The sequence below is a fragment of the Deltaproteobacteria bacterium genome (genome assembly GCA_023382265.1).
Classification (GTDB): domain Bacteria; phylum JAMCPX01; class JAMCPX01; order JAMCPX01; family JAMCPX01; genus JAMCPX01.
The window spans coordinates 39,644-66,577 of sequence record JAMCPX010000025.1 but is presented as its reverse complement, the minus strand read 5'-3'; the positions used below and the strand labels follow the sequence as shown (position 1 = coordinate 66,577).

Annotated in this window: 23 protein-coding genes; 9 read left to right on the top strand and 14 right to left on the bottom strand. The window is 38.6% G+C overall.

Annotated features, from left to right (window positions below; all coding sequences use genetic code 11):
• Window positions 1-259: 259 nt before the first annotated feature.
• Window positions 260-1,951: a hypothetical protein gene (locus M1381_05035; protein ID MCL4478452.1), complete on the top strand. Its 1,692-nt coding sequence runs from the start codon at window positions 260-262 to the stop codon at window positions 1,949-1,951.
• Window positions 1,952-1,961: 10 nt separating this feature from the next.
• Here the strand turns inward: M1381_05035 and M1381_05030 are convergent, their stop codons facing one another.
• Entirely contained in the window at window positions 1,962-2,297 is a 336-nt protein-coding gene (locus tag M1381_05030; protein ID MCL4478451.1) for a hypothetical protein, read from the bottom strand.
• A gap of 220 nt (window positions 2,298-2,517) precedes the next feature.
• Between M1381_05030 and M1381_05025 the strand changes: the two genes are divergently transcribed.
• The gene (locus tag M1381_05025) at window positions 2,518-3,735 is read left to right on the top strand and encodes an MFS transporter (protein ID MCL4478450.1); all 1,218 of its coding nucleotides are present in this window, start codon (window positions 2,518-2,520) and stop codon (window positions 3,733-3,735) included.
• 177 nt (window positions 3,736-3,912) lie between these two features.
• On the top strand, window positions 3,913-4,254 hold the full coding sequence (locus M1381_05020; GenBank protein MCL4478449.1) for a YbjQ family protein: 342 nt from the start codon (window positions 3,913-3,915) through the stop codon (window positions 4,252-4,254).
• A 70-nt stretch (window positions 4,255-4,324) separates the two neighbouring features.
• Here M1381_05020 and purQ read toward each other — a convergent pair whose 3' ends face one another.
• The 3 genes from purQ to M1381_05005 are packed head-to-tail and all read right to left on the bottom strand — an operon-like array spanning window position 4,325 to window position 6,703.
• On the bottom strand, window positions 4,325-5,014 hold the full coding sequence (gene purQ, locus M1381_05015) for a phosphoribosylformylglycinamidine synthase subunit PurQ (GenBank protein ID MCL4478448.1): 690 nt from the start codon (window positions 5,012-5,014) through the stop codon (window positions 4,325-4,327).
• 11 nt (window positions 5,015-5,025) lie between these two features.
• Window positions 5,026-5,271: a phosphoribosylformylglycinamidine synthase subunit PurS gene (gene purS / locus M1381_05010; GenBank protein ID MCL4478447.1), complete on the bottom strand. Its 246-nt coding sequence runs from the start codon at window positions 5,269-5,271 to the stop codon at window positions 5,026-5,028.
• A 1-nt stretch (window position 5,272) separates the two neighbouring features.
• Window positions 5,273-6,703, bottom strand: a complete 1,431-nt coding sequence (locus tag M1381_05005; GenBank protein ID MCL4478446.1) for a hypothetical protein — start codon at window positions 6,701-6,703, stop codon at window positions 5,273-5,275.
• Between the two features lie 380 nt (window positions 6,704-7,083).
• Between M1381_05005 and M1381_05000 the strand changes: the two genes are divergently transcribed.
• Window positions 7,084-8,361 carry a homoserine dehydrogenase gene (locus M1381_05000; GenBank protein ID MCL4478445.1) on the top strand — a complete coding sequence of 426 codons (1,278 nt, stop codon included), beginning with the start codon at window positions 7,084-7,086 and terminating at the stop codon, window positions 8,359-8,361.
• Window positions 8,362-8,376: 15 nt separating this feature from the next.
• Here M1381_05000 and M1381_04995 read toward each other — a convergent pair whose 3' ends face one another.
• The 6 genes from M1381_04995 to M1381_04970 all read right to left on the bottom strand — a co-directional run bounded on the left by M1381_04995 (window position 8,377) and on the right by M1381_04970 (window position 15,195).
• Window positions 8,377-9,039, bottom strand: coding sequence for a histidinol phosphate phosphatase domain-containing protein (locus M1381_04995; GenBank protein MCL4478444.1), 663 nt, complete (start codon window positions 9,037-9,039; stop codon window positions 8,377-8,379).
• On the bottom strand, window positions 9,036-10,580 hold the full coding sequence (locus M1381_04990; protein ID MCL4478443.1) for a DUF4388 domain-containing protein: 1,545 nt from the start codon (window positions 10,578-10,580) through the stop codon (window positions 9,036-9,038). The genes M1381_04995 and M1381_04990 overlap by 4 nt, the downstream gene beginning before the upstream one ends.
• A complete protein-coding gene (locus M1381_04985; protein MCL4478442.1) occupies window positions 10,581-12,437 on the bottom strand; it encodes a diguanylate cyclase in 1,857 nt (618 codons plus the stop codon). It lies immediately after the preceding gene.
• Between the two features lie 21 nt (window positions 12,438-12,458).
• On the bottom strand, window positions 12,459-12,965 hold the full coding sequence (locus M1381_04980) for a bifunctional nuclease family protein (GenBank protein ID MCL4478441.1): 507 nt from the start codon (window positions 12,963-12,965) through the stop codon (window positions 12,459-12,461).
• Window positions 12,955-14,271, bottom strand: coding sequence for a tRNA (N6-isopentenyl adenosine(37)-C2)-methylthiotransferase MiaB (gene miaB, locus M1381_04975; protein MCL4478440.1), 1,317 nt, complete (start codon window positions 14,269-14,271; stop codon window positions 12,955-12,957). The genes M1381_04980 and miaB overlap by 11 nt, the downstream gene beginning before the upstream one ends.
• 123 nt (window positions 14,272-14,394) lie before the next feature.
• On the bottom strand, window positions 14,395-15,195 hold the full coding sequence (locus M1381_04970; GenBank protein ID MCL4478439.1) for an inositol monophosphatase: 801 nt from the start codon (window positions 15,193-15,195) through the stop codon (window positions 14,395-14,397).
• 192 nt (window positions 15,196-15,387) lie between these two features.
• On the opposite strand from M1381_04970, the gene M1381_04965 reads away from it, so the two are divergent.
• Window positions 15,388-16,260, top strand: a complete 873-nt coding sequence (locus M1381_04965; GenBank protein ID MCL4478438.1) for a GGDEF domain-containing protein — start codon at window positions 15,388-15,390, stop codon at window positions 16,258-16,260.
• A 193-nt stretch (window positions 16,261-16,453) separates the two neighbouring features.
• On the opposite strand, the gene M1381_04960 is transcribed toward M1381_04965, so the two are convergent.
• Window positions 16,454-17,050 carry a Maf family protein gene (locus tag M1381_04960; GenBank protein ID MCL4478437.1) on the bottom strand — a complete coding sequence of 199 codons (597 nt, stop codon included), beginning with the start codon at window positions 17,048-17,050 and terminating at the stop codon, window positions 16,454-16,456.
• Window positions 17,051-17,084: 34 nt separating this feature from the next.
• Here M1381_04960 and rnr point away from each other — a divergent pair, with 34 nt between their 5' ends.
• On the top strand, window positions 17,085-19,007 hold the full coding sequence (rnr, locus tag M1381_04955) for a ribonuclease R (protein MCL4478436.1): 1,923 nt from the start codon (window positions 17,085-17,087) through the stop codon (window positions 19,005-19,007).
• Between the two features lie 4 nt (window positions 19,008-19,011).
• Here the strand turns inward: rnr and M1381_04950 are convergent, their stop codons facing one another.
• Window positions 19,012-19,362 (bottom strand): PilZ domain-containing protein, encoded by a 351-nt coding sequence (locus tag M1381_04950; protein ID MCL4478435.1) that lies wholly within the window; start codon window positions 19,360-19,362, stop codon window positions 19,012-19,014.
• A 172-nt stretch (window positions 19,363-19,534) separates the two neighbouring features.
• Between M1381_04950 and polX the strand changes: the two genes are divergently transcribed.
• Genes polX through M1381_04935 form a run of 3 tightly spaced genes read left to right on the top strand, consistent with a single transcriptional unit; the run spans window position 19,535 to window position 22,522 of the window.
• Complete coding sequence (gene polX, locus M1381_04945; GenBank protein MCL4478434.1) at window positions 19,535-21,259, top strand: DNA polymerase/3'-5' exonuclease PolX; 1,725 nt, start codon at window positions 19,535-19,537, stop codon at window positions 21,257-21,259.
• The gene (locus tag M1381_04940; GenBank protein MCL4478433.1) at window positions 21,256-21,867 is read left to right on the top strand and encodes an isoprenylcysteine carboxylmethyltransferase family protein; all 612 of its coding nucleotides are present in this window, start codon (window positions 21,256-21,258) and stop codon (window positions 21,865-21,867) included. The genes polX and M1381_04940 overlap by 4 nt, the downstream gene beginning before the upstream one ends.
• Window positions 21,868-21,922: 55 nt before the next feature.
• Entirely contained in the window at window positions 21,923-22,522 is a 600-nt protein-coding gene (locus M1381_04935; GenBank protein ID MCL4478432.1) for a DedA family protein, read from the top strand.
• A gap of 138 nt (window positions 22,523-22,660) precedes the next feature.
• Here the strand turns inward: M1381_04935 and M1381_04930 are convergent, their stop codons facing one another.
• Window positions 22,661-25,774, bottom strand: coding sequence for an efflux RND transporter permease subunit (locus M1381_04930; protein ID MCL4478431.1), 3,114 nt, complete (start codon window positions 25,772-25,774; stop codon window positions 22,661-22,663).
• Complete coding sequence (locus M1381_04925) at window positions 25,771-26,916, bottom strand: efflux RND transporter periplasmic adaptor subunit (GenBank protein ID MCL4478430.1); 1,146 nt, start codon at window positions 26,914-26,916, stop codon at window positions 25,771-25,773. The genes M1381_04930 and M1381_04925 overlap by 4 nt, the downstream gene beginning before the upstream one ends.
• Between the last annotated feature and the right edge of the window lie 18 nt (window positions 26,917-26,934).

Sequence of the window (26,934 nt, the reverse complement as noted above, 5' to 3'; positions counted from 1 at the left end):
TGAAATCTTTGGTATGAAAGTATATATCAAGAACAAGAAAGGAGAGCTTATTACCCAACCCCATGATTAGATTTCTGGATGACAAGATGATACCTATTTCGGTTAGATTTTTACATGACTTGACAGGTATCCAAGATTTCCATCCAGAGAGCTTGAAGCAAGGGTATTAAGCTTATTGGTTTTTGCCTTAACACATTATGATCCTGCTCATCCAAAGATTGAATTGTGGGTGGATCGAACTTTAGAAATATTAAAACATATGAAGGATTTTGATCAACGTATATATTATTTATTTTCCATAGCAAACTATTATGGATGGACAGGGAATATTTCAAAACGTGGTATTGTTATTGAATTAATGAAGAAAATATCGAAATCATCGCCAATAAAAACTCAATTAATGCAAAAGCTGTATACTGCCGCTGGTGCAAGGGGAATTGCCTCTCAACAGGAGTGCCTTAATCTTGTATCAGAAGGGCTTGATATAGCGAATAAAAGTGGAGTACATTTTCTTGATCACATGATTATTGTGCAAGCTGTTTACTTGTTTATTGGGATAGGGGATGTCAATAGGGCTGAAGAATATTTGAATAAGATGGCACCAATGGTAAACCGGTCAAATGCCTTGCACGTAATCCAGTATGATACTTTGTCTGGATGGTTGGATCACCTACATGGGAATGCATCGCTTGCCATTGAAAAGATTGAGAGGAGTCTTGTCTTATCTATAAAGGCGCATATTCCTTTTTCACAAGGCTTATGCAGGCTTGCATTGGCACAGGTATTCTACGATCAAGGTAGTTATAAAGAAGCTGAAAAACATTACATATATGGATTCAGAATTGCCAAAGGTATGAAAAGTAAATTATTGGAGTTTACGTCTTATTATATACAGGCTTACTGGCTATTAAGTGAAAAGCATTCGAATACAAGAGAGACAGAAAACAAAGGTCTCAGGATACTGAAGAAATGTATGGCCCTGGGTAAGAAATACGGCATGGTTAATGTGTACTTTGCCTGGGGACAAAAGATGGCATATTTGAGTCTTAAGGCGTTGGAGAACAATATAGAGGTTCATTATGTGCGGCATTTAATACACAAGCTTGAACTTTTTCCCGACACACCTCCGTATGCATGCGAGAACTGGCCGTGGGCATTCAAGATTTATACGCTCGGCAGTTTTAAGATCCTGCACGAGGACGCACCGGTCGAACTGTCCAAAAAAGCTCAGCTTAAACCTGTTGAGCTGCTGCAGTTTCTTATCGTCAATCACGATAAAGCAGTAGAACTGGATCATATAAGCGGCATGCTATGGCCTGATGCCCAGGGCGATTATGCACACCAGACGCTGGATACAACCATCCACCGGTTAAGAAAGTTGCTCGTTTCCAATGATGCTGTGATAGCGGAAGGGGGCAGGCTTATGCTGAATCCGAAGACATGCTGGGTAGATGTACAGGCATTCGGGGCCTTGTTCGACAGCATGGAGGGTCTTTTAGAGAAAAAGAACTGGATTGCGCATCAAGTGCGGAATGACGGTAAAAAACAGGTCAATAGACAAGATGAAGAAGATGATCAAGTCAAAGATCTTGGAAGGCGTATCTTAAATCTATACAAGGGAGATTTTTTTGCGCAGGGGAGTTTGCCATCATGGGCTATAAGTTTTCGGGATAGTCTGCATGACCGGTTTACGCACGTTATTGAAATGCTTGGCGGTTACTATGAAAAGAGCGGGGATACGGTACAGGCAGTACGGATATACAAGAAGGGACTGGAGATTGACAACCAGGCAGAGCTTTTTTATCAGCGGCTGATGCTGTTGTATCAATCGCACGGACGCACTGCCGAAGCTGCTGCCCTGTACAAGCACTGTGAGGTGATATTATCCCGGACACTGGGCATAGAGCCGTCGGACAAAACAAAGGAACTGTACAGGAGTATAAAACCCTGAGTGTCCTTCTTTAAAACACCATCGGCAGGTAACCGTCATTGATAAACTGACCAATGGGATCACCAACGTATTCCAGCTTGAAGCCGAGAGATGTTAATTCTTTACCGATATTGTGCATGTCTGATATTGCTTTGCAGGCAATGGGATTACCCTTCATGGAAACGATATCGGCTATGATGGACTGCAAAGCCTGATCTGCTGAAGCCAATTTTTCACTTGGTCCAAACAGTATAAGCTTGAGATCTTCAAACCTCCCGTTTTTCAAGCTGTTCTGTACGAATACCAGTGCACCAAGTGCCTTTTCTCTATTTTCCGTTGAAACTATCACTAAAACCTTTTGCTTCATATAACCTCCTTTTTAACACCCTTCTATACAAAACCATTGGACGGCGTATAGAATAATGTATAATCCGTTGTATAAAAAGACAAGTGTATGTATAAATTCAATATATTAACCCCAAAACCCATTGGAGAAATACGGCAAACTTTCTTATTGTATTATTGGGCTTGACGAAACAACGGCCGATAGAATATGTTTACCTCTAACCTATTGGTAAATGGTTGTTATGGAAAAGATGCGGACAAAATATAGTGCATATCGATGGGTAGTATTAATTGTGTTTATGTATGCTATTGCATTAAACCAGTTTTTGTGGCTTAACTTTGCATCTATAGAAACAGTTGTCAGACAACAGTTAGATATAAAAGTATTTGAGGTTGGTCTGCTTACATCCATCTTTCCAATACTAAACATAATACTATCAGCGCCTGTCGGCTCCCTGCTTGATGCAAAGGGCTTTAAATTCACCGTTTCAATCGGAGTCATTATAATGGGTATATCCGTATTGCTAAGGTTAAAGTACAACTCATACTTGTGGTTGTTTGCCGGACAATTCGGCATAGCAGTATCACAGCCCTTTATTTTGAACAGCGTATCGAAATTTGCATCCACTTGGTTTGGCAGGAATAAGGGCGTTATGGCAAACGGGCTCGGGTCCACGGCAATGTTTATTGGTATGATAGCGGCCATGCTCATAACCCCTATACTTGTAAACAGTGAAGGACTCGAAAATGTACTGTACATTTATGCAGGAATAACATTACCCGGGAGTATTCTATTTCTCCTGCTTGGTAAGGACAACCCCTCACTTATTCCTGCTTTAAAGGAAGAAGAAAAGGAATACACTGGTAAGAATGCGTATAAAAGTATATTAAACATAAAAGACATGCTTATGCTTATAGCAATAATGTTTATAGGTATCGGATTCTTCAATGGACTTATGACATGGATGAATGAGCTTCTTTCAATAAATGGTTTCACTACAGTTCAAACAGGAACAATAGGTGCTGTTATTATAGGAGGCGGTATACTGGGCGCTGTTATAATCCCTCTGCTTTCAGACAGTTTCAAGAGGAGAAAGCCATTTCTTATAATCGCAACACTTGTCGGAGGAGTAGTAATGTATCCGTTTCTTAATACCCGCAGTATAGCCGTAACGATAGTTCTCGGCGCTGTGATTGGTTTCTTTGTGATATCTCTTCTGCCGCTCATACTGCAGATGACTACAGAGATCGTGGGTGAAAGGCTCACAGGCACTGCAACGGGTCTTCTTATGCTTATAGGTTCTGTCGGTGCTGTGGCTGTAATATATCTTATGGAGGGCATCAAGGATATCACAAACAGCTTCCACAACTCTATATGGTTACTCCTGGTACTCTTCGTGGCAGCCCTTATACTTACAATTCTTATAAAGGAAACACACCCGGACCGTGCAAAGAAATAAATATTGTTTTTTTGTCTTTTTAAGTAGTCAATCTCATTCCAGATTATGTCTGCCCCTGAAAATAATTAAGTGAGTTTTACAGCATATAAAGTATATGAAATCATTAGTAGATATTTGTCAAAATAGATTTTGAGTATTATAATTTGATTAAACAAATTTAAAAAAGGAGATAATGCAATGCCGGATTTCTTGATATCTACAACGGAATCTGTTTCAGGTTATCGTGTAACAGAAGTGTTGGGTACGGTATTTGGTGTTAGTGTTCGTTCGCGCAGTATTGTCGGTAATTTTTTAGGTAATCTGAGGGCAACTATTGGCGGTTCTCAAGAAGGATATGTAAAAATGGTTACCCAGTCCAGAGAAGAAGCGATTAATAAAATGGCGGAACAGGCAAAAAATATCGGTGCTAACGCGATCATTATGATGAGATTTGATTCGGGTGAATTTGATGCAGGACAGGGACAGGCAATGAATGAAGTTATTGCTTACGGAACAGCTGTAAAGATGGAACACATTTAATATGGACATTATTGCACTTTTGTGAAAAAAGGCTGACCTCATGCTTATTGAAAGCTTGCATCATCAACTATCATCCCAGCGCTTTTTTAATTGAGAGAAAGATCCGTTTACCATCTTCGCTTCCAATCAGCCCGTCGGAAGCCCTTTCCGGGTGCGGCATCATGCCAAGAATGTTGCCTTTATCATTACACAGTCCAGCTATTGCATTTATAGAACCGTTCGGATTTGAAGGCTCACTTCTTTTCCCGTTTTGATCTACGTATCTTAGAATAATCTGCTTTTTATGCTCTATGCGATCAAGCAGGTCAGGCGGTGCATAATAGTTACCCTCTGCGTGGGCTATCGGTATTTTTAAAATATCGCCTTTTTTGTAAAGCATTGTAAAAGCAGTATCATCCCTTTCAATCCTTATAAAGGCATCATCACATACAAACTTAAGTGTCTTGTTCCTTTGCATTGCGCCTGGAAGCATTAAAGACTCGAGCAATATCTGAAACCCATTGCATATACCAATTACCAGACCGCCTCTATCAACATAAGATCTCAGTGCATCCATAATAGGAGAAAACCTTGCCAATGCCCCTGCCCTTAAGTAATCACCATAAGAAAATCCGCCAGGTATAACGATAAGCTGATAATGATGAAGGCTTTTATTTTCATACCACACATAATCAACCCGTGCGTCCATCACGCATTTTATTGCATTATAGGTATCCCGGTCGCAGTTCGTTCCTGGAAATACAATAACACCTGCTTTTATATGTGTCATACCTATCCTTCTACAATCTCATAGTTAAAATCCTCTATGACCTTGTTTGATAAAAGCGTATCGCACATCTTCTGTACCTCAGAATGTGCCTGCGCTTTATCCCCGGTATTTAATTTTACTTCAATATATTTACCGACCCTAACATCATCAACGTTTTTAAATCCGAGACTGTGGAGAGAGCCAAGCACGGCCTTACCCTGGGGATCGAGAATACCCCTTTTCGGTTTTATAAATATCCTTGCGAGCACATTAAACTCCTTTTTTCTTTATAGTTAATGCAAGCAATAAAGTCATTATTGTAAGCATACCAATCGAATAAAATAATAGAACCCTTATAACTGTCAACAAAAGCGTATTCTCTACGGGTATAAACGTTATACTTGATATCTTGTGAACCGCGTAGAAAAGACTCATCAAACTGCCTGCAATAAATAATACATAAGGCATAATGGCCGGTTTGTAATAATAAGATTCCCTGTATAGCTGATAAACCGAATAGATAATCATAAATAAAAAGCTCCAGATCAACCACGATATATAACCTTTAAATGGAAGCGTAGAAAAATAATAATAAAAATCGAAAAAAGGCTCAAATATAAATCTCATAACACCCCAGTATTGATGCGGGTAATCATATATAATCGGAATAATATCTTTGTTATTCCTATTTCGTATCATTGAAATAATGATATTCTGCAATTGATATGATGTATAATCCTTTGCCCCGGGTATTTTAAAAGCTGTCCATGTGTAAGCATAATTACCCCATCCGTGCCAATCACTGGATGCAATAAGCGGTATATGGTACTTTTGAGAGATATTATAGGCATACTCTCTTATGGAAGCTGTGAGATGCTGTTTATGCCCTGCATTCGCTATTTCAAATGCATCAACACCATCATTTATATAATGTATGAGATTCACCGGTCCACGCAGCCACCACAAAGCAAGAACGAGTGCGCCACCTTGTTTATGAACAGACCTTGCAAGTGCGGTTACCGTTGTGATGTCTTTTGCCGTAACAGTTGAACTGATCCCGAGCGCAAGAAAGAAGTGAGGATCATGATCTACTCTTACCTCTTCCCCTATCATTGATTTATGGGTATCCAGTTTTGTGATATTTTCTTCTGCGATACCTCCAAGTATGTTATAATGTTCAGTAATAAACCATCCAGTAAAGCCCTGTTTTTTATGATATCTAATGCTTTGCTTTAAAGTAACAAGCCCATCATGAGAATAGAACGTATGAGAATGGGGATCAATAAGACAGAACGACTTATCTCTTGGTATGGCTTTCAGCAATGGAAACGGAGTAAAAAGTATGTACACGATAAATATCGAAAATCCTGCTATATAAGCCAGCACATAAACGGGTAATTTTTTATATCGCCTCTTGATTATACCATAGACTAAAACCATAAGAAGCCCCCACGAAAAGATAGATATGCTTGCCGGTTTTATATAATGCGTTGTGCTTAAATATACTGGGATACCAATGAATGGTTCAAGAATATAATTCAATGCAGGCGTAGCAAGTTTAAAATCCATAAGCGGCTTATATGTAGCTGCATTGAGCAATGTATAAGTTCCAACAGGGAGCAATTCAAGCATAGTCAGTATGATTAAAAAGCCAACAAAATATTTATGATTACTTATAAAATAAACAATCTCTTTTTTCATATTAGTTTGCATATAGCACTTACAGATAAATTACAAATTAAATCTGAAAAGTATAAATTCTCCTTATAATAATTATGTAAAAATGACATGCAAGAACAGGATAGTGCTGAAAATTTATAAGCATTGAATCGGAATGCTCTGACGATTTAGTGCGTAGTAAAGACCTTCCGCCTTTGGTGGTAGTTCACAGGTATTCGTTTTAACATTATCTTGACACTTCGCCGGGATCTACTTAAGTATATCTATAATAAATATTTTTATATCAAAAAAACTTAAAATCAAGACATTGTTTAAATAATATTTTGAAGAAATGTTATATTATATGAAGAAATGAATTTGATATTTAAAAAAAAAGATTGAAAAAGGAAATTTTAGAACAGATGATAGTAAAAAAAATTAATATAGGGCTCTTAGGTCTTGGAACAGTAGGGAGCAGCGTAGTAAAAATATTATCCAAAAAAAAAGCAGAGTACAGGCGTAATTACGGTTTTGAATTCAATATCAAAAAAATCCTGGTGAAAAGAATCAATGCAAAAAGAAATGTAAATGTTTCCAATGGAATTCTCACTACAAATCCGGATTCGATTCTTAATGATCCGGAGATCGATACTGTAATCGAAGTAATCGGTGGTCTATCTCCTGCCAAGGATATGATTCTTAAGGCAATAAAGAATAAAAAGAATGTTGTTACCGGGAACAAGCACGTGTTGTCTTTATACGGAGATAAGATCATAAAAGAAGCACGCAAAAATAATTGTTTCTTGGGATTTCGTGCGGCAATTACGGGAAGTCATCAGATATTAAGTCATTTATACTACGGTGCTTCAGTTAAAAGCATAATAGGGGTTTTTAACGGTACTTGTAATTTTATTTTAACCGAAATGGAAAAATCCAATAAAGATTTTCCCGAAATTCTGGAGCAGGCAAAGCAGCTTGGTTATGCAGAAGCCGATCCCTCAATGGATATTGATGGAACAGACACTGCTCATAAAGTAATCATAATTTCAAAATTATTGTTTGGACTTAATATAAAATTAGAAGATTTTTATGTAGAAGGGATAAGAGACATAGATATTCAGGACATCCAATTCTCAAAAGAATTGAATTATAGAATTAAATTACTGGGTATTATGAAGCGCGAGAATAATAATGTTGATATCAGGGTGCATCCGGCTCTTGTCCCCATTAATACGTCTTTAGCTTTACTAAAAGGTGCGGAAAACGGTATTCAGATTGATGATGAGTTAAGAGGTCAGGGAGGTTTATATGCTGAAGGTGCAGGCGGAGATCCCACGGCAAGCGCCATTATCACGGATCTCATGGGTGTTGCCAATGGTTCACCCATTTCATGGCCAAAGCAGGTTAGCAAACTGCTTATTAAACGGATAAAATCCATTAACTGTAAATACTACATCCGGTTTAACGCCATTAACAAACCAGGCGTTTTGGCTAATATCTCTTCTATTCTTGGAAGATTCGATATTAACATTAATAAGGTGATACAAAAGGGAGAAAGGCTTGATACCGTTTTACCCATAATAATAATAAGTGATGAAGCAAAAGAAAACGATGTTCGAAAAGCTATAAAACTGATTGGTAATCTTAATGTAACCAAAGGGAAAACAAAGATTATCAGGATTGAAGAAAATGTTTTTTAATCTCTATCAAGCCATTTACGGCAGCTCATGGCCGTTTCTCCGGATTAAATTCTTTGAATTTTCAAGCATATTTTTAAAATCATTTTCACTCAACCCGGCTCCCCTTACAATTTTAAGTGCCGTATCATAGTCCATAAGATTATAAGGGGCGTGTGCGTCCGTATTAAACACAAGTCCTGCATGTGCTTTTTGAGCAATCATAGACACATATCCATTTGAAAAACTATGTCCATGCCTTCCGCTTATTTCAAGATAAACATGATTTTTTGCAGCAAGTTTTGCTTCTTTCAGACTGATAAAACCGGGATGGGCAAGGATATCTGCCCTGCCGTTAATAGCTGCAAGATTTGTTCCATGCTCTACCGGCTCTACTATAGTTTCGCCATGTACAACAATAATATCAGCACCGTGTTTTCTTGATAGTTCAATAAGTGCAGGAATATCGTCTGGAGGTACATGCGTAATTTCAACGCCTGTAAGAACCTTTATTGTCTTTTTTCTATCAGACAGTTCCTCTGCTGCTTTCCGGATATGCTCTATTACAAATATGAAATTTGAAAAATCAACATGATCCGTAATTGCAATAGCTTTTATCCCAATATCCTCTGCTCTCCTTACGAGCTCCGATGGTAACAGTTCACCATCACTGAACAATGAATGTGTATGCAGATCTATCATACGTTTATTACCCTTCTTATGAGTTCCGGTAGCACCTTGATCCCTTCTGTTGAATACTCATTTATTATAAAAACAGGATCATCATTATTTAAACCGAGAAGTTTCCTTATAGCAAGCACTGCATTTTTGCCCTGCTCCTTTGTTGATGGATTAATGAATACGTAAGCAAATGGAAGTCCCCCTATTTGTTTAAACTTTCCTATTGCCTTAACAAATGAATCCATTACCTCTCTGGATTCCTTATCAAAGATAGCTACTGCACCAACAGCACTGCCTGATAGTGCAGTCCATAGTGGGCTGTACTCTTCCGCCGGCGGGATTGATAATAGCTCGATACTCAGGAGATCTGTAAGTGTAATAAAACCAATATTACCAAGTAAAACATCATCTTTTGCTGATCGTGTAAATGAGCTGCTAAAACTAAATTTTGGCATATTTGCCATACTATTTAAAAATATTTTAAGCGAATTATGATTTGTCGGTAACATAACCACTCTGCCGCGATGCATCTCTAACTTTATATGCCTGTTTGTAGAAACGTATTCAAGAAGCTTATACACCTCTTCATTTGCAAGCAGGCTTTCTTCTTTTATCTTCTCTTTCGTTAATATTTTGGTATTGATCTCTATGATACCCTTCTCCACAAGGGCCTTCAGAACCCTTAGCACATCGTAGTCGGGGAAAGTACAGTTGTCCACTATATCCTCTACATTAGAATAGAACTCAAGCAATAATAAAACCTCCTGTGTTATGGTTCTCACCTGTTTCGGTATGTCTGATAACTTTTTTTTCAACGCTACAACTCCATCATAGCTGGGTAATTCGCTCTTGTGTTTATTCATTTCGTCTATATGCCTCATACCTTCCATCAGCAACGATTCCGTCGTAGAATTTATTCTGGTCGGTGTCAATGCCCGGTGTGGAACAAATTCGAACTTCCCAACCCTTATACCAATCAATCTGAACAGAGCTTTTACACCTTCCGCTTTACCTATAGTAGCGTTTATGATATTCCCTTCCTGGAGATAAATAAACCCGTTACTCTTTTCTGAATATATCGTTATGGTACCGTCTTTTTTGTTCATACTGAATATCTGGAGCAGATCGATTAACGATATCTGTGATATATTACCTTCTATTTCTTTATCCTCTCTTGATAATTCTATAGCCTTCTGCCTTTTTTGATAAATGCCTGATATTAAGTTGATAAGTTCATCGACACGAAACGGTTTTGTGATGATCTTTTCTCCGGAATTATTAAGTTTTTTTAATTGTTCCGGTGTCCCGAGAAATATGATAGGCAATTTATCTGTGTTTGGATTTGCTCTTACAATATCCCTTAATTTCTCCGTTGCTACAATCGTTAGAGTCATACTGAGTATTATAATATCCGGGATGTTCTCTATTATGAGTTCAAGCGCCTTTGCCCCATTAAGAGCTGAAAATACTGTAAAACCCTGAGTTTTAAGGGTATCCTTTATAAGGACTACAGATTTTTGATCTACATCTGCTATAAGGATCTTGCCCTTTATTTTAACCACTTATATCTGCCTCTGCAAAAAATATTTTTCCTGAAGAACAGCAATGAATTCCTCAACAAGCAGCGGCTCGCTGGTATGAAAAGCTTTTAACGTATTATCAGGCTGTTCTACTGCAACGAATCCGTACGCATATTCTTCATTAAGATTGAATATAAAATATCTATTGCCGAAATCTTCATCCATGATTATAACGGGTGCATAAGATATATCAATATCTTCACCCACTGTTTTTTTACCCATAATATAAAATTTTGTGCTGGAGTTGTGAAGTTTGTACTGTTCTCTTAAAATCGTCATCTGCTTTGTTATAAAAGGTAAACCGACAAACAGCATACCTCTCATATAAGGCCTTTCGATCATGTCGGATGAAATCAAATCGATGATTTCCTGCCCGCGATCTTTAGTAAGGGTGAATACGGCATTTACGGTTTTTCCATCTTTATCCATACGACTAAAACTATCTATTATTTTATCGGCAAACTCCGCAAAGCTTGTGTATTCTATTGCCGAAACTTGCTTCAATATCCCCGACTTAGTCTTATTTGCACTTTCATAAGCCTTTGACAAAAGGGTCTGCACTGTAGTCCCGTCAACTGGATACGTTGCAGCACCTATTACAATTTCCACATTCTTTGTTATTAATCCATCCGTTATGTATAAGTTTTGCTTAAGCTGGTTTTTAATTCTGCGTATGGTTATAATGGAACCGAAATAATCGGTATCGGGTAAAAAAAGGTTAAGCATATTTGAATGTTCCGATAAGGAAAGAGTATCAGCATCTCTTAAAACCTCGTTCATAAGATCGGCTATCTTTTTAAAAATAGCATTCACGTGATTTTTGCCGAATGTCTCAACCAACTCTCTATAATTTTCTATAGATACCACCGATAGGGAAAACATACCATGCATCCTATGGGCTCTTCTAATCTCATTCTCCGTGTATTCTATAAAATACTTGTACGTATAGGCAGGTAAATCGCCTGCTCTTAATGTATCGGGTATTTTACTTGAAAGCTCTATTGCATTAGCTATAGCAATGCTTCCAAATGTAGCGAGCGTCCTCATAATTCTTACATCCTGAATAGAAAAGCCTTCTAAACCTTCTTTAACCAACCTGAGCATTGCATAGATATGCCCATCATTGGACTGAATAAGTACATACATCACACTTTTGCTATCTTTTTTTATAATATAGTAGCCTTCGTTAAATGCAACTTTGTATTTAAATCCTTTCCAGTTAAAAGATGTTGATTCATCATAAGGCTCTGTCTCATAACCAAAGGACTGTACAATGTTAAAGTTATCTGCATCATCCCTTAACCATATCATGGCTTTATAAGCCTTTAACTCTATAACCATTGCACTTGTAAGCTTTTTTAAAACATCATCGATACTTTTTTGTGATAATATCTCACTCGCCCTTTTATAAACTTCGAGCAGTATAAAATATTCCATACCTTCTCGGGCAAGTTTATCTTTATCTATATATAATCTCCTCTTTGAAATTGCATTCGTTACGAGATTAATCAGTTTGTTGTCATCAAACGGCTTCTTTATATATGTGTATTGCTGATCGGATGGGTTAAACATGGCTTTATACTTCTGCACATCCCCCGATGTTATAATCATTATTTCAGGCTTATAAGGCTGGGCCTTTAAAATGGAAGTCAGAACCGTAAATGATTCTTCATGTTTATTTGGTTCATAAATGATCAGATCAAAATCCTCCAAATTCGATGGAGCAATATCGTAACTATCGTTTATTGAAATTTCATAACCTATGCCCGTCAGTAAATCGGAATAAAGCTCTCTATAAAATCTATCCCGCTCTACTATAAGTACTTTACCGTTATTCATTTATACTGTTATCCGTATTTATTACATCTTGTACTTACCGAAATCAGCATTCTTAAAATGTTTTAATAATTCATCATAGGTTTTCTTTTTTTCTTCGGGATTTACATCCGATACGGTGGAAGCAGAAATAATGGATTCTATTGATTTATCAATAACCGATTTTTCAACAAAAATGGGCGCTGCCATTCTTAGTGCAAGTGCTATTGCATCTGATGGCCTTGAATCGATTGAGATATTTAAGTCGCCGGCCCTTAAAAATATAATCGCATAGTATGTATTATCTTTTAATTCCGTAATTTCTACTTTTGTAACGATAACACCGAGTGTATTAAATACATTCCTGAGCAGATCGTGTGTATATGGTCTGGGAGGCTTAATACCTTCCATTTCCATCATAATAGCACTTGCCTCAGAAACACCAACCCATATAGGTAAGGTATATTTATTTTCACTATCCTTAAGTGCAACTATTGGTGTCAGATTTACAGGGTCAACCATTACACCCGCTACTTTCATTTCAATTAACATTGTTCACCTTCTTATTTTTAACACTGCCGTACAGGGCATTGTCTGAATAATCATTGATCAAAACATCAACAACTTCACCAGGGTCTGCCGCACCTTCAAAATTTACAATTCTATTATGCCCGGTTCTGCCCTGCATTCTGCCCTGTTTTTTACTCTTCCCTTCCACAAATACTCTCTGAACCGTATTAACAAGAGAGCTGTATATACTTTTTGTTATCCTTAACTGTGTTTCATGAAGTTCTTTTAATCTCCCGGCCTTATCATCATCACCCACCTTATTATCAAACCGGCTCGCCTTTGCAAGGAGCCTATCGGAGTATTTAAATGAAAATATATTATCATAGTATACCTGTTTTATAAATAAAATTGTACTATCGTGATCATCATCGGTTTCCGATGGAAAACCTACTATAAAATCAGATGTAATAGCTATATCCGGTTTGATGTTCCTTAGTTTTTCAATTTTTTTTATATAATCCGTTGTCGTATAACCTCTTGCCATAAGTTTAAGTATCCTGTCAGAACCGGATTGTACCGGCAGATGTATGTGAGGACAGACTTTGCCAAAATCTGCAAACGCTCTAATCAGCTTGTCGGTAAGATCCTTTGGATGGGATGTAATAAATCTTATTCTCTCAATGCCATTTATATCATTAAGCATGGACAATAGTTCATAAAGGCTTGTTGATTGATCCGTGTATGAATTTACATTCTGTCCAAGCAGTATAATCTCTTTAACCCCAGACCCGGCAAGAGCATAAACCTCATCAACGATCTCCCTTGCATCTCTGCTAACCTCCCTGCCCCTCAGGTAAGGAACGGTACAGTATGTACAGAAGTTATTGCATCCTTCCATGATCGTAACATAAGCTTTTATCCCGATTATGTTTTTTACCGGATTTTTAAATCTGGATTGGCCGGTGTTCTCTGATGTAGCTATTACATGCCCATCATGATCGATCCGTGCAATCAGCTCACCGATCCTGTGAACATTTGAAGGGCCTACTATAACATCAACATCTTTAAATGTTTTAATAAGCTCTTTACCGTCCTGCTGTGCAACACAACCACTGAAAACAACAACCTTATTGTGCTTCCTGTGTTTTAGTTCCATGTATCTGCCAAGGCTTGAATAAGCCTTATGCTCGGCCTTTTCCCTTACACTGCATGTATTAATAATGATTACATCGGCATCCTTTGGATTATCGGTATAACCGTAGCCATCCTCTTTTAAGATCGAGAGCATTCTCTCAGAGTCGTGTTCGTTCATCTGACATCCATAAGTTTCTACATAAACCTTTCTCATACTTAGAATAATAATGGTGATAAGAATAGTTGTCAAACACTACATAGGCTGTATAAATTAAAAAATGCAATGCCGGGCTTCCTGAATGATGCTGTTCGTTATAAGTAAAACGCGAATGGTTTTTTATCTCTCATTAAGAACGTCAAGAAGATCACCGTGGATAATGCCATTGGATGCCACTATGCTATTGTTATAAATGGAATAATGTTCTCCTAAAAAATCTGTAACCTTTCCGCCTGCTTCATTAACAATCAATGAACCTGCTGATACATCCCATGGCTTTAACTTCATCTCCCAGAAACCGTCAAATCTTCCCGCGGCTACATAACAAAGATCAAGGGCAGCAGAGCCGTCTCTTCTTATTGCCTGCGCCCTTTTCAGGAACCTTATCCAGTTATCAATGTTGTTCTCGTTTGTATGTCTTATATCATAAGGAAAACCTGTTGATAAAAGCGATTGTTCTATGGCATGTATGCGAGATACATGAATCCTTTTACCATTAAGGAATGCACCCTTGCCATTTATTGCAGTAAAGGTTTCATACTTTAATGGATCATGCACAACACCGGTGATGATCTTGCCTTTATGCTCAACAGCTATTGAAACTGATACAAAAGGGTACGCATGAAAAAAATTGGTCGTACCATCTATTGGATCTATAATCCACTTATAATCACTCTTTCTTGATATGCTGCCCATTTCTTCTGTAAGAATGGAATGTTCGGGGAAGTATTTATTAATTACTCTGATGATCTTTCGTTCAGATAATTTATCAACGTCCGTTACGAGATCAACAACACCTTTGTAGGATACCTCTTTGTAACCGCTGATCCTTTTTCTAATAATATCCCCGGCAACCTTTGCTGCTTTCTCAGCTATGCTTAGCAGTTCTGCATGTGATATCATCTTTTTTACCTTTTCCATATTGAGTTTGATTAAACCAGTTTATTAAAAACTACAATAATTAAATCAGATCAATAAGATTTAGTGCCTATTATTTAAGCAAACCATCTTTTAGCTGTATTATAACAGAGCAGGCATGGCATTTAAACTAACTTACTAACAATTTTTAAACAAATTAGTTGATTGTTTTACGATATTAGTTAGTATTATTTTATGTTTTCTGAAGATAAAACATCTTTAATAAAAATAGAACAAATCGGAGCTGCGCATGAGAATATTCCATCCCTTATTGTTGTTGAGGGTGAACAGATAGGAGACGTGTTTAAGGTAAAAAAGGGTGAAAATATTATCGGGAGAGGGGCAGACGTTGATATAAGGTTAAATTCTCTTTTGGTTTCACGGGCACATTCTGTAATCATTTTAAATGATAATAATATTTCTATAAAGGATTTAAAAAGCAGTAACGGAACTTATGTAAACGGGAAAAAAATTGATGCGGCAAATTTGAAAGAAGGTGATGTTATCACAATTGGGACAATTTGTCTATCCTTTATGCCGGTGTATGATTCCGATTTTATTAAACGCATTATTAATGATGCAAGGATAGATCAATTAACAGGCTTATACAACAAAGGGTATATAACCCATTTATTGGATATAGCTGTAAACCAGGCTTTAATTTTAAACACGTACGTTAGCATAGCAATAATTGATATCGACCATTTTAAAAATATTAATGATACTTACGGACACATCGCAGGGGATACAGCGTTAAGATATATCTCAAATCTATTCCGCAAACATCTTCGTCCGATCGATAATATCGGCAGATTTGGAGGAGAAGAGTTTTTGGTAATACTTGATAAATTTAATTTATCCCATGCTGCATCGGTTTTTGAAAGGTTAAGAACCATCATTGCGTCTTCTACGTTAACTTATGAGGATTTAGCTATAAACATTACGGTAAGCATAGGCGTAGCATGCAATGAGTTCATTGAGGTAAAAGATACATTGTCGTTGATTAAGATCGCAGATCAAAAACTATACAAAGCAAAGATACAGGGAAGGAACCGCATTGCTTACTGATTATAATCAAAAGGTTTCCACGACATTTACGCTGATGTAGAGCGTCTATGCTGTCATTCTCAAGAAAGCGGTAATCCAGATAATGTATGCCTATGCACTTTGGTATAACAGATACGCCGGTGCTTGCGCAGTGGGGCTTCTTTGATAAAAAATTATTGCCTCAAAAAATGCATTTTTGAATTAAACGACCGTTTTATAATTTCTTAAGTGCCTTTAGCAACTCAGCAGTCGGAAAACCTACGACATTTGTATACGAGCCGTTTATCTTTTCAACAAACAAACCGCCTATACCCTGTATTCCATAGGCACCTGCTTTATCCATCGGCTCTCGTGTTTTCACGTACCACCCGATCTCCTTATCGGTTAATTTTGCCATCTTTACTTTTGTACTTACATGAAAACAACGTAAATGCATCTGCGGTGTTTTTAAAATGCACACACCGGTAATTACACTGTGGGTTTTACCGTTTAACAGTCTAAGAATCCTTTTTGCATCATTTTTGTTTTTTGGCTTTCCTATAATTCTGTTTTGCATTACGACTATAGTATCTGCCGATATTATTATGGCATCATCCTTTAGCCATGAGCCTATCGATTGTGCCTTTATCTTTGCGATTTTAATAGCGTATTGATACGGTTTTTTACTGTTCAATATGTGTTTGAATCCCGGCTCATCCTCAATCGCAGGCGCTATTACCCTAAATTTTAAGCCCATACCCTTAAGCAGTGCCTCTCTTCTTGGGGATGCCGATGCAAGAATAATATCCGTTAAGTTTATTATAGGTTTCATAAGTATTATGTGTTATAACATTACAGGAGCAAAAATGGGAAGAAATAAATTTAATAGCATAAAAAAAGAAGGCCGCCTTTTCGTACACCCTGATGGGTACGGATTTGTTGCAACGGATATGTCTAAGGACGTGTTTATTCCAAAAAAGCATATAAACGGTGCAAGACATGGAGATAAGGTGCTTATAAAAACAAAATCTAAAGGCGAGCTTTACGAAGGCGAAGTTTTAAAGATATTGGAGAGGAAGGTAAAAGACATCGTTGGTATGGTCCAGAAAGAGCAGGGCCGTTTTATGTTTTTTCCATTAGACAAACATTATCCATTTGCCGTCCCTGTTCAAAAAGGTACAAGAAATATCAAAGATGGAGATGTTGTTACCTGTGAGATATTAGAAGCAAAACATGGAAACATGTATGTTAAATTAAATGAGATACTCGGTGATGAGCATAGCCCTGACATTGATGCAAAGCTTGTCATAAAGAAGAATGGCCTGCCATTTGAGTTTAGTAAAAAGGCAAAAGAAAAGGTATCTTCACTAAGATATGGGATAAATGCTTCAGAACGTTTTAAAAGACATGATCTCACAAATATGCAAATTGTAACAATCGATGGAGAAAATGCACGTGATTTTGACGATGCTGTTTTTGTAAAAAAGGCATCACACGGTTATACTCTTTATGTTTCCATTGCAGATGTCAGCCATTATGTAAAGTTTTCGGATCCGGTTGATTCGGATGCTTATGAGAGAGGAACAAGCGTATATTCCCCTGATAGGTCAATACCAATGCTTCCAGAGGAATTATCAAACGATCTGTGCAGCCTGATACCCCATAAAGAGAGAGTTACATTAACAGCAGAGATAAGGTATGACAACAATGGTATCAGGACCGGTTATGATGTATATCAAAGCATTATAAAAAGCTATGCAAGGCTTACCTATACATCTGTGAAAGAGATGCTTGAGAATGGCGGCAATGATACGTATAAAGATCATCAATTAATCCGCAACCTCAATACCATGAAGGAACTTGCTTTAAAACTTAAACAAAACAGGATAGCACAGGGGAGTCTTGATCTGGATCTCCCCGAGGTAGAACTTTTGATAGGCTTATCGGGTGATATAGAATCCATTGTAAAGAGAGAAAGAAATGTTGCCCATATAATTATAGAAGAATTTATGCTTGAGGCAAACAGAGTAGTTGCTATAATGGGGACATCAACAAAACATCCTTTCCTATACAGGGTACACGATCAACCCGATAGAGAAAAGCTCTATGAATTTTATTTGTTTGCTTACAACCTCGGAATCAAGTTACCGGTATTTGAATCTTTTGATGCCTTATCCCTTCAACACATTCTCGATGAAGTAAAAAATACAAAACACGAAAAAGTTATAAATTATACACTTTTAAGATCCATGAAGCAGGCAAAATACTCAACTCACAATATAGGGCATTACGGGCTTGGGTTTGATCTTTATACACACTTCACATCGCCTATACGAAGGTACCCGGATCTAACCGTCCATAGAATTATAAAAAATAAATTAGCGAATAATAAAGAATCATCGCGTGAACTGTTTGGACAGGCTTTACTGGATACTATAGCCAACAATACATCTGAAACAGAGAGAAGAGCAATGGATGCAGAAAGGGATATAACAAAATTACTGATATCAAAGGCATTAAAAGAGATGCAAGATGACATCTTCACAGGCTATATAAGCGGTATAACCAAATCGGGATTGTTTGTAGAGATAGAAAATTATTTTATTGATGGGTTTTTATCATTTGATAATATAAAAGGGGATTATTTCTACAGTGATATCCAGCGGTACACGGCGATAGGCAAAAGAACAGGGAGGATGTTCAAGATCGGCCAAAAGATAAAGATCGAAATTGAGCATATAGAAAGATTCACAGGTAATATAACATTAAGGATTGCTCAGAACAAATAATATCTTAAGCTATTCGTTTAGAGACGAATCCGAATAGTTTTTCTTTATGTGAATCATTAATATCTATGAATTGAACCCCGAACATCGCATTTGACTTACCTGATTCATACGTACTTGGTTTTACTCTTGACCACAAAACCTTACCTCTTACCATTATGCTTTCTGTCTCCTCAGGTAATGTGAAGAATAGATCAATAATTGTTCCAGGGGCAATGGTCACCAGACTTTCTATGCCAGCTCCATCAAAACTTATATCTCTTGTAAAATCAGAAAAGAAAATACCCTCACTTTTGCAATTAACCCGTACGTGTGTTTTTGCCCGTATATGCTTTCGTTTTTCATTATTATTAGGCATACAGATATTTATACTACACTTATAAAATCTTTTTGCAAGGATAAAATTAAAGTCAACCGTATTATACCGCAGTACCTCAAAAGCACATTCATGCGGTTGTGTTACTGTACAAAGGAATTACTTTGATTAAACAAATTATTGATATTTTTTATCATACGTTTATCTTTTATATATGTTGAATAAAGAAATTGCTCACATATTTAACAATATAGCTGACATGCTTGAGATGAGGGGAGATAATCCTTTTAGAATACGGGCGTACCGGAAGGCTGCGTATGTTATGGAAGATCTTGCAGAGGATGCCGATAAACTCGTTCAAACACACGATCTTGAAGAGATTCCGGGTATCGGCAAGGATCTGGCTTCCAAAATAGAAGAATATGTCAAAACAGGTAAAATGATTTCCTATGAAGAGCTTAAAAAAGAAATCCCTCAGGGTGTGCTTGATGTCTTATCTATTCAGGGAGTCGGGCCAAAGACGGCAAAGCTGTTGTACGATCAATTCAAGATAGATTCGGTCGAAAAGCTTGAAGAATATGCAAAATCGGGCAGGATTAAAGGCGTTAAAGGTATAAAAGATAAAACGGTAGAGAATATTCTAAAAGGTATTGAACTCAAGAAAAGTATTAAGGGCAGATTTCCACTTGGCACTGCATTACCTATAACGGAATCCATTATAAAAGAATTAAATGCCCTAACAGGAGTGGATGAGGTCGAGGTTGCAGGAAGTATAAGGCGGAGAAGAGAGACGATTGGGGACATAGACATACTTGCAATTGCATCTGATTCCGAACCGCTGATGAATAAATTCGTAAATTTAAAAGAAGTAGAAAGAATCCTTTCACACGGCACAACACGATCATCCGTCATACTTAAAGATACACACATACAGGTTGATCTGCGTGTGCTTGATAAAAATAACTTTGGTGCATCGCTTTTGTATTTTACAGGTTCCAAAGATCACAACATAAAACTTAGAGAAATTGCTATAAAAAAGGGCCTAAAACTCAATGAGTACGGGCTGTTCAATATGAAGAATAATCAAAATGAGGCAGGGACAACAGAACAAGAGATTTACAAAGTCCTTGATATGCAGTTTATTCCTCCCGAGATCAGAGAGGATCAAGGGGAGATTGAACTCGCGGTTGAATACAAATTGCCCGACCTTATCATGCTTGCCGATATAAGAGGGGATGTACATACACATACCGTTCACAGCGATGGAGACAGCACTGTAAAACGGATGGCTGAACATGCATCAAAACTTGGATACGAGTATATCGCAATCACAGATCATTCACAGTCACTCGGCGTAGCAGGAGGACTTGATGCGGAACGGCTAAAAGAAGAAATGATGGAGATAGATTTACTTAATAAAAAACAAAACCGAACAAGGATTCTAAAAGGCATGGAGGTTGATATTCTATCAAACGGCTCACTCGATATGGATACAGAATTGCTCGGTCAGCTCGATATTGTTATAGGTTCTATACATTCGGGTTTTAAACAAACGGCAGAACAGATTACAAACCGTTTAACGGGTGCAATGAAAACAGGGCTTGTGGATGTTATAGGACATCCGTCGGGAAGGTTAATTGGTGAAAGGGATAGTTACGACGTAAACTGGGATAAGGTATTTGAAGCAGCTGCACAGTACAATGTAGCAATGGAGATTAATTCATACCCGTTAAGACTTGATCTTACCGATATTATGATAAGAAAAGCATCGGGTTATGGTGTAAAGTTTATGATAACAACAGACAGTCATGATCCAAATCAGATGCGGTATATGAGCTATGGTGTATCTGTAGCAAGACGCGGCTGGCTTAAAAAAGATGATGTTATTAACACAAAGCCTTATGAAGACTTCGTAAAATGGTTGGGAGGTGATAGATGAAGCAAAGTAAGATGGTGCGTTTTGGAGATTTTCTTTTCCGGCACAGGGACACCCTGCCGGTGCCTTTTATTATCTTGACAATAATAATACTTGTGCTGGCCAAGCCTTCGTTTGTCGGTTTTAAAGCAAACCTGGCAATTCTCATTATAGGAGGGTTTGTTGTCCTTTCGGGTGAGGCCATAAGGATATGGGCCGTTGGGTATTCAGGCATGACAACACGATCGAAAAAATTAATTGCGGACAGGCTTACCACAGAGGGGCCTTATTCTATAATCAGGAATCCTTTATATCTGGGTAATTTTTTCATTACGTTAGGGTTCTCTGTAATTGCTAATCAAATAATCGTAATACCTATGGTAGTTGTATACTTTGTATTCCAATACTACCCAATTGTTATAAGAGAGGAGCATTTTCTTCTCGAAAAGTTCGGTGACGCGTATAAACAGTACACATCGGAGGTCCCGAGATTTTTCCCTTTGATGTTAAAAACAAAAAAATCCAGATACAATTCACGTGCACTTAAAGGCGAGATGTGGACAATTACAGGTATTGCAGCGATGTTTATAGCCATGATAGGGATCAATCTGATCAGGTTAAAGCTTCTATAAGATAATTTACGTTGATATTCTTGATTTCGGGCGGCGATTCATTTAATGATATATCATGCTAAATGAATTTGTATTCCAGTATATTGAGCAGTTCACCTTTATTGCAATATTCATCTTTCTTATATTATGCGGACTAGGATTCCCTGTTCCTGAAGAGGTTTTACTCGTTATTTCAGGATACATAGCTTATAAGGGTTTGACGTCTCTATATCTTATGGGGGCTGCCGATTTTTTAGGTGTACTTGGCGGGGATCTTATACTCTTTTCTATAGGCAAAAGATGGTCGATCGGGCGAAAAGATCACAGGTTTATAAAAAAATTTATAGGGGATATCGGCCTTGAAAAGGTAAAATATTTTTACACCAGGCATGGTAATAAAACAATATTTATAGCAAGATTCATAAGCGGATTAAGGGTTGCCGTATTTCTGTCAGCGGGTGTTATGAATATAAAAACAGATAAATTTCTATTTATCGATGCACTTGGTGCAATCATTTCAGTACCGTTATGGGTAGGTGCAGGGTTTATAATGGGCAGCAATATTGATAAAGTACTGAGGTATGCGAGAGATTTCGAATACCTTTTTATAATTCTTGTTCCATTCATTATTGCAGGCATTGTGGTAATCTTTTTACACCTGAGAAAAAGGACATAGACCATGGGAATACAATAGGAAAGCCTGTCCGTTCAACACTGTGCTACGCTCAACATACCATAAACAAAGATGTTTTGTCCTCCTCCCACATTTTTAAATGCACGTTTTGGGTTAAGAAAACCTGTGTGATGCGGTAAGTCAGGGTTCTGTATCCTGCCTGATATGCAATGCCTTAGGCAGCCATTTGCTGAAGGAATCCATGTATATGTAGAAAACCGGGGTGATATACAATGTAAGGAACTGAGAAAATATAAGTCCGCCGACGACGGCAAGGCCCAGCGGCTGACGCGAGCCCGCACCTGCACCAAGTCCGATTGCTATGGGTAAGGTACCGATGATTGCAGCCACTGTTGTCATCATAATGGGCCTGAACCTTATGACACATGCCTCATAAATGGAATCCCTCGTGCTTTTCCCTTCCTTCCGCTCTGCTTCAACCGCAAAATCGATCATCATGATACCGTTCTTTTTCACAAGTCCTACGAGCATTATTATGCCCACGAATGAGTAGATGTTTAAATCCACATGAAAGATCAACAGCGTCAACAATGCACCGAACCCTGCAAAAGGCAGGGCGGAAAGTATCGTTATTGGATGTATAAAACTTTCATACAATATACCGAGCACCATGTAGATGATGAGGATAGTCATGATCAGCAGCATGCCAAGTCCCTTCATAGAGGATTCAAATGCCTGTGCGGTACCCTGGAAACTCGTGATGATGTTTGCAGGAATGGTCTTATGTGCAAGCCTGTCAATCTTAGAAACAGCATCACCGAGTGATACCCCGGGCAGAAGATTGAACGATATGGTGACGGACGGCAGCTGGCCTGTGTGGTTAACCTGAAGCGGACCCACTGTTTTTTCCATGCTGACAACGCTATCAAGAGGTACAAGTTGACCCAATGAGGATCTGATGTACAAAAGTGACAATACGGACGGGTCTTCCTGGTACTGGGGCTCAAGCTCCAGGATAACTTTGTATTCATTGTCCGGTGCATAGATGGTCGATACCTGCGTTGAGCTGTACGCATAGGAAAGAGCGTTCTCTATCTGATATGCAGATACACCAAGCTGGGACGCCTTATTCCTTTCAATGGTAAGGTTGACCTGCGGGTTTGAAATCTCGAGATCAGACGTGACATCCATAAGTCCGTGCAGCGTCTTCATTCTTGCTTCCATGATCTGTGCATTCTTGTACAGTTCATCGGTATTCGTACCCTGCAGCGTGTACTGGTAAAGGCTCTTCGTGAACCTGCCGCTGAGCTGTATGGGCGGAGGGTTCTGAAGGAATATGCGGATGCCGGGGATTTTGACAAGTTTCGGATACAATTGCTGTATGATCTGCTCCGGCGACAGCTTCCTTTCGGATTTCGGCTTTAACCTCATGAACACCACGCCGGAGTTGCTGCTGGTAATACCCGCCCTTGCCCCGCAGCTTGTCATAAAAGCATCCACATTGGGATTTTGTCTTATGACGTTTGCAACTTCAATCTGGTGCTTGACCATGGATTTGAATGAAATGCCCTGTGCTGCCTGGGTTATTCCAAAGATCTCGCCAAGATCCTCGCTTGGCATAAATCCCTTTGGCACCTCTGCGAACAGGAGTCCGGTAAATATCAGTATGATGAGAGAAAATATCATGGTACTTTTTTTATGATTTAGAACCCACTGAAGACTTATTTTATATGCGTTTAACATGGAATCAAAACCACGTTCAGACAGCTTATAGAGCTTGCTGTGTTCCTTTGGTTCTATGGACTTAATAAATCTGCTGGTCAGCATTGGAGTAAGGGTAAGAGATACAAAGCCTGAAACAAGTATTGCAACACCTATGGTAACTGCGAATTCATGGAAGAGTTTGCCGATAATACCGCCCATGAAGATTATAGGGATAAACACAGCTGCAAGCGATAAGGTCATGGACAGAATGGTAAAGCTTATCTCCTTTGAACCGTTCAAAGCTGCCTCGAACGGGCCTTCGCCCATCTCCACGTGTCTGACAATATTTTCAAGCATGACAATGGCATCGTCAATGACAAAACCAATTGCCAGAACAAGGGCCATCATGGAAAGGTTATCAATAGTATATCCAAGCAGATACATGACAGCAAATGTGCCGAATATCGACAATGGAAGAGACAGGCTTGGAATAATAGTGGCCGACAGGTTTCTTAAAAATACAAAGATAACAAGTACAACAAGTATTAAAGCTATAATCAGGGTGGTTTTTACATCGTTTATGGATTGTTTTATAGAAGTAGAACGATCGAACAACAGGTGCATTGAAACCGATGCAGGCAGGTCCATTCTGAATTCGGGGAGCAGCTTTTTTACGGCATCTGCAACGCCTACAATGTTACTCCCGGGCTGTCTTTCAACGGCAAGAACTATGGCCCGTTGAAATGTGTTCTCTTTTGTATTTACATACCACGCAGCGGTCTTGTCATTCTCAACGCTGTCGATTGCCCTGCCTATATCCTTAATCCTCACAGGACTGCCGTTATTGTAAGCAACTATCAAGGGATTGTATAAACTTGCATCGGTAAGCTGGCCGTTTGCCTGTATTGTGTATGCCGAGTGCTCACCATCAAGTACGCCTGTCGGAAGCTCTACATTGGATGTTTGTATTGCATTTGCCACCTGATCTATGCCCAAACCCAGCCCTGAGAGTATCTTTGGATTCACCTGTACCCTCACGGCATATTTTTGTGAGCCGTACACAAGCACTTGTGAAACACCGTTGATCATGGATATGCGCTCTGCCATCATTGTTTCACCGTAGTAGTCGAGTGTATAGAGCGGCAGGGTCTTTGATGTAAGAGAGATATACACTATCGGCATATCGGCAGGATTCACCTTTTGATAGGTAGGAGGGCTTGGCATACCCTGTGGCAGCTGCGGAGATGCCGCAGTCATTGCTGCCTGAACATCCTGTGCCGCTGCGTCTATGTTTTTGCTTAAATCGAACATGAGTGTTATCTGCGTTGCACCGAGCATACTTGAAGAATACATGGAGTTAAGCCCGGATATTGTTGTAAATTGTCTCTCAAGCGGTGTTGCAACGGCAGATGCCATTGTTTCGGCACTTGCCCCTGGAAGGGTTGCCATAACCTGTATGACAGGGAAATCAACATTGGGCAGGTCGCTTACTGCCAATAGTTTATACCCTATGATCCCGAACAATAGTATTGCCAGCATGACCAGCGTGGTCATGACTGGCCTGCGTATAAACAATTCAGATATATTCATTGATTCGTGTTTCCTGCATCTAATTTATTTTTTATCTCAACCTTGGAACCATCGACCAGCTCAAGCTGTCCGTCCGTTACAACCATCTCTCCAGGGGAAACGCCTCTCTCAATAAGGCTTTCATGATCATAACTGTAATTTGAAACAATTGGTCTTGTTTCAACAATGTTATTCTTATGAACGACAAACACGTATTGTCCCTGTTGTGATACCTGAATTGCCTGTGTTGGAACAACGACTGCATCCGGCAAATTCGTCAGTGTTAAAGTAACATTGACATACTGACCCGGCCAGAGCATGTCGTCCTTGTTTTGGTATAGCGCTTTCAGCATTATGGTACCGGTCGAGGTATCGATTGCGTTGTTGATAAAGGTAAGATCCCCGTATTCAACCTTACTGTTGTTTCCACTGTTCTTAAAATAAGCCCCAACCTTCAATGTGCCTTTGTGCTTATACGTCCTTATATCATTGAGGTACTGTTCAGGCACTGAAAACTGCACATAAATGGGCCGGGTTTGCTGTATATTGACAAGCGTCGTACTGTTGGGCTGGTTGATACTCACGATATTGCCTGGTTTTACGAGTAGGCTGCCAGTCCTGCCGGATACCGGGGCATCTATATAACAATAGCTCAACTGGAGTTTTGCATTGTCTACCTGTGACTTGTCGGCTTCGACCGTAGCGCTCAATGACTGTGCCTGCGTTTTTACCTGATCATACTGATCCCTTGTTACATAGTCTTTTGCCACAAGTTTGGTATATCTCCTCAGGTTTTCAAGATCATAGTTTAACTGTGCCTCGTCCCGCATAAGATTTGCCTTTGCCTGCTCAAGGGCGATCTTGAACGGTCTTGGATCAATACGCAGCATTGGATGGCCTTTTTTTACATACTGTCCCTCTTTAAAATACGCACTCAGAAGCTCTCCACCTACGCGTGCATCGACATCTACTGATGAAATTGCCTGTACGTTTCCGATGGTATGAATCTGTATGGGCATTGTTCTTTTTGTTACATAAGCAGCAGTAACAGGTGCAACTTGCTGAAAGCCGTTCATTTTTTTTCCCTTTGAACATGCAGATAACGATACATACAAAAACAGAGAAGCTATTATAGTAACAATTTTTTTATTTTTATTTATCATCGTATGTGTACCTTTCTC

Coding starts and splice junctions, on each gene's coding strand:
- M1381_05025 (MCL4478450.1), top strand. CDS start 2,518: ATGGAAAAGATGCGGACAAAATATAGTGCATATCGATGGGTAGTATTA.
- M1381_04985 (MCL4478442.1), bottom strand. CDS start 12,437: ATGAATAACGGTAAAGTACTTATAGTAGAGCGGGATAGATTTTATAGA.
- rnr (MCL4478436.1), top strand. CDS start 17,085: ATGGGAAGAAATAAATTTAATAGCATAAAAAAAGAAGGCCGCCTTTTC.
- polX (MCL4478434.1), top strand. CDS start 19,535: ATGTTGAATAAAGAAATTGCTCACATATTTAACAATATAGCTGACATG.
- M1381_04995 (MCL4478444.1), bottom strand. CDS start 9,039: ATGATAGATCTGCATACACATTCATTGTTCAGTGATGGTGAACTGTTA.
- M1381_05035 (MCL4478452.1), top strand. CDS start 260: ATGAAGGATTTTGATCAACGTATATATTATTTATTTTCCATAGCAAAC.
- M1381_04930 (MCL4478431.1), bottom strand. CDS start 25,774: ATGAATATATCTGAATTGTTTATACGCAGGCCAGTCATGACCACGCTG.
- miaB (MCL4478440.1), bottom strand. CDS start 14,271: ATGAGAAAGGTTTATGTAGAAACTTATGGATGTCAGATGAACGAACAC.
- M1381_04925 (MCL4478430.1), bottom strand. CDS start 26,916: ATGATAAATAAAAATAAAAAAATTGTTACTATAATAGCTTCTCTGTTT.
- M1381_04940 (MCL4478433.1), top strand. CDS start 21,256: ATGAAGCAAAGTAAGATGGTGCGTTTTGGAGATTTTCTTTTCCGGCAC.
- M1381_04970 (MCL4478439.1), bottom strand. CDS start 15,195: ATGGAAAAGGTAAAAAAGATGATATCACATGCAGAACTGCTAAGCATA.
- M1381_04965 (MCL4478438.1), top strand. CDS start 15,388: ATGTTTTCTGAAGATAAAACATCTTTAATAAAAATAGAACAAATCGGA.
- M1381_05005 (MCL4478446.1), bottom strand. CDS start 6,703: ATGAAAAAAGAGATTGTTTATTTTATAAGTAATCATAAATATTTTGTT.
- M1381_05020 (MCL4478449.1), top strand. CDS start 3,913: ATGCCGGATTTCTTGATATCTACAACGGAATCTGTTTCAGGTTATCGT.
- M1381_04980 (MCL4478441.1), bottom strand. CDS start 12,965: ATGTTAATTGAAATGAAAGTAGCGGGTGTAATGGTTGACCCTGTAAAT.
- M1381_04960 (MCL4478437.1), bottom strand. CDS start 17,050: ATGAAACCTATAATAAACTTAACGGATATTATTCTTGCATCGGCATCC.
- M1381_05030 (MCL4478451.1), bottom strand. CDS start 2,297: ATGAAGCAAAAGGTTTTAGTGATAGTTTCAACGGAAAATAGAGAAAAG.
- M1381_04950 (MCL4478435.1), bottom strand. CDS start 19,362: ATGCCTAATAATAATGAAAAACGAAAGCATATACGGGCAAAAACACAC.
- M1381_05000 (MCL4478445.1), top strand. CDS start 7,084: ATGATAGTAAAAAAAATTAATATAGGGCTCTTAGGTCTTGGAACAGTA.
- M1381_04935 (MCL4478432.1), top strand. CDS start 21,923: ATGCTAAATGAATTTGTATTCCAGTATATTGAGCAGTTCACCTTTATT.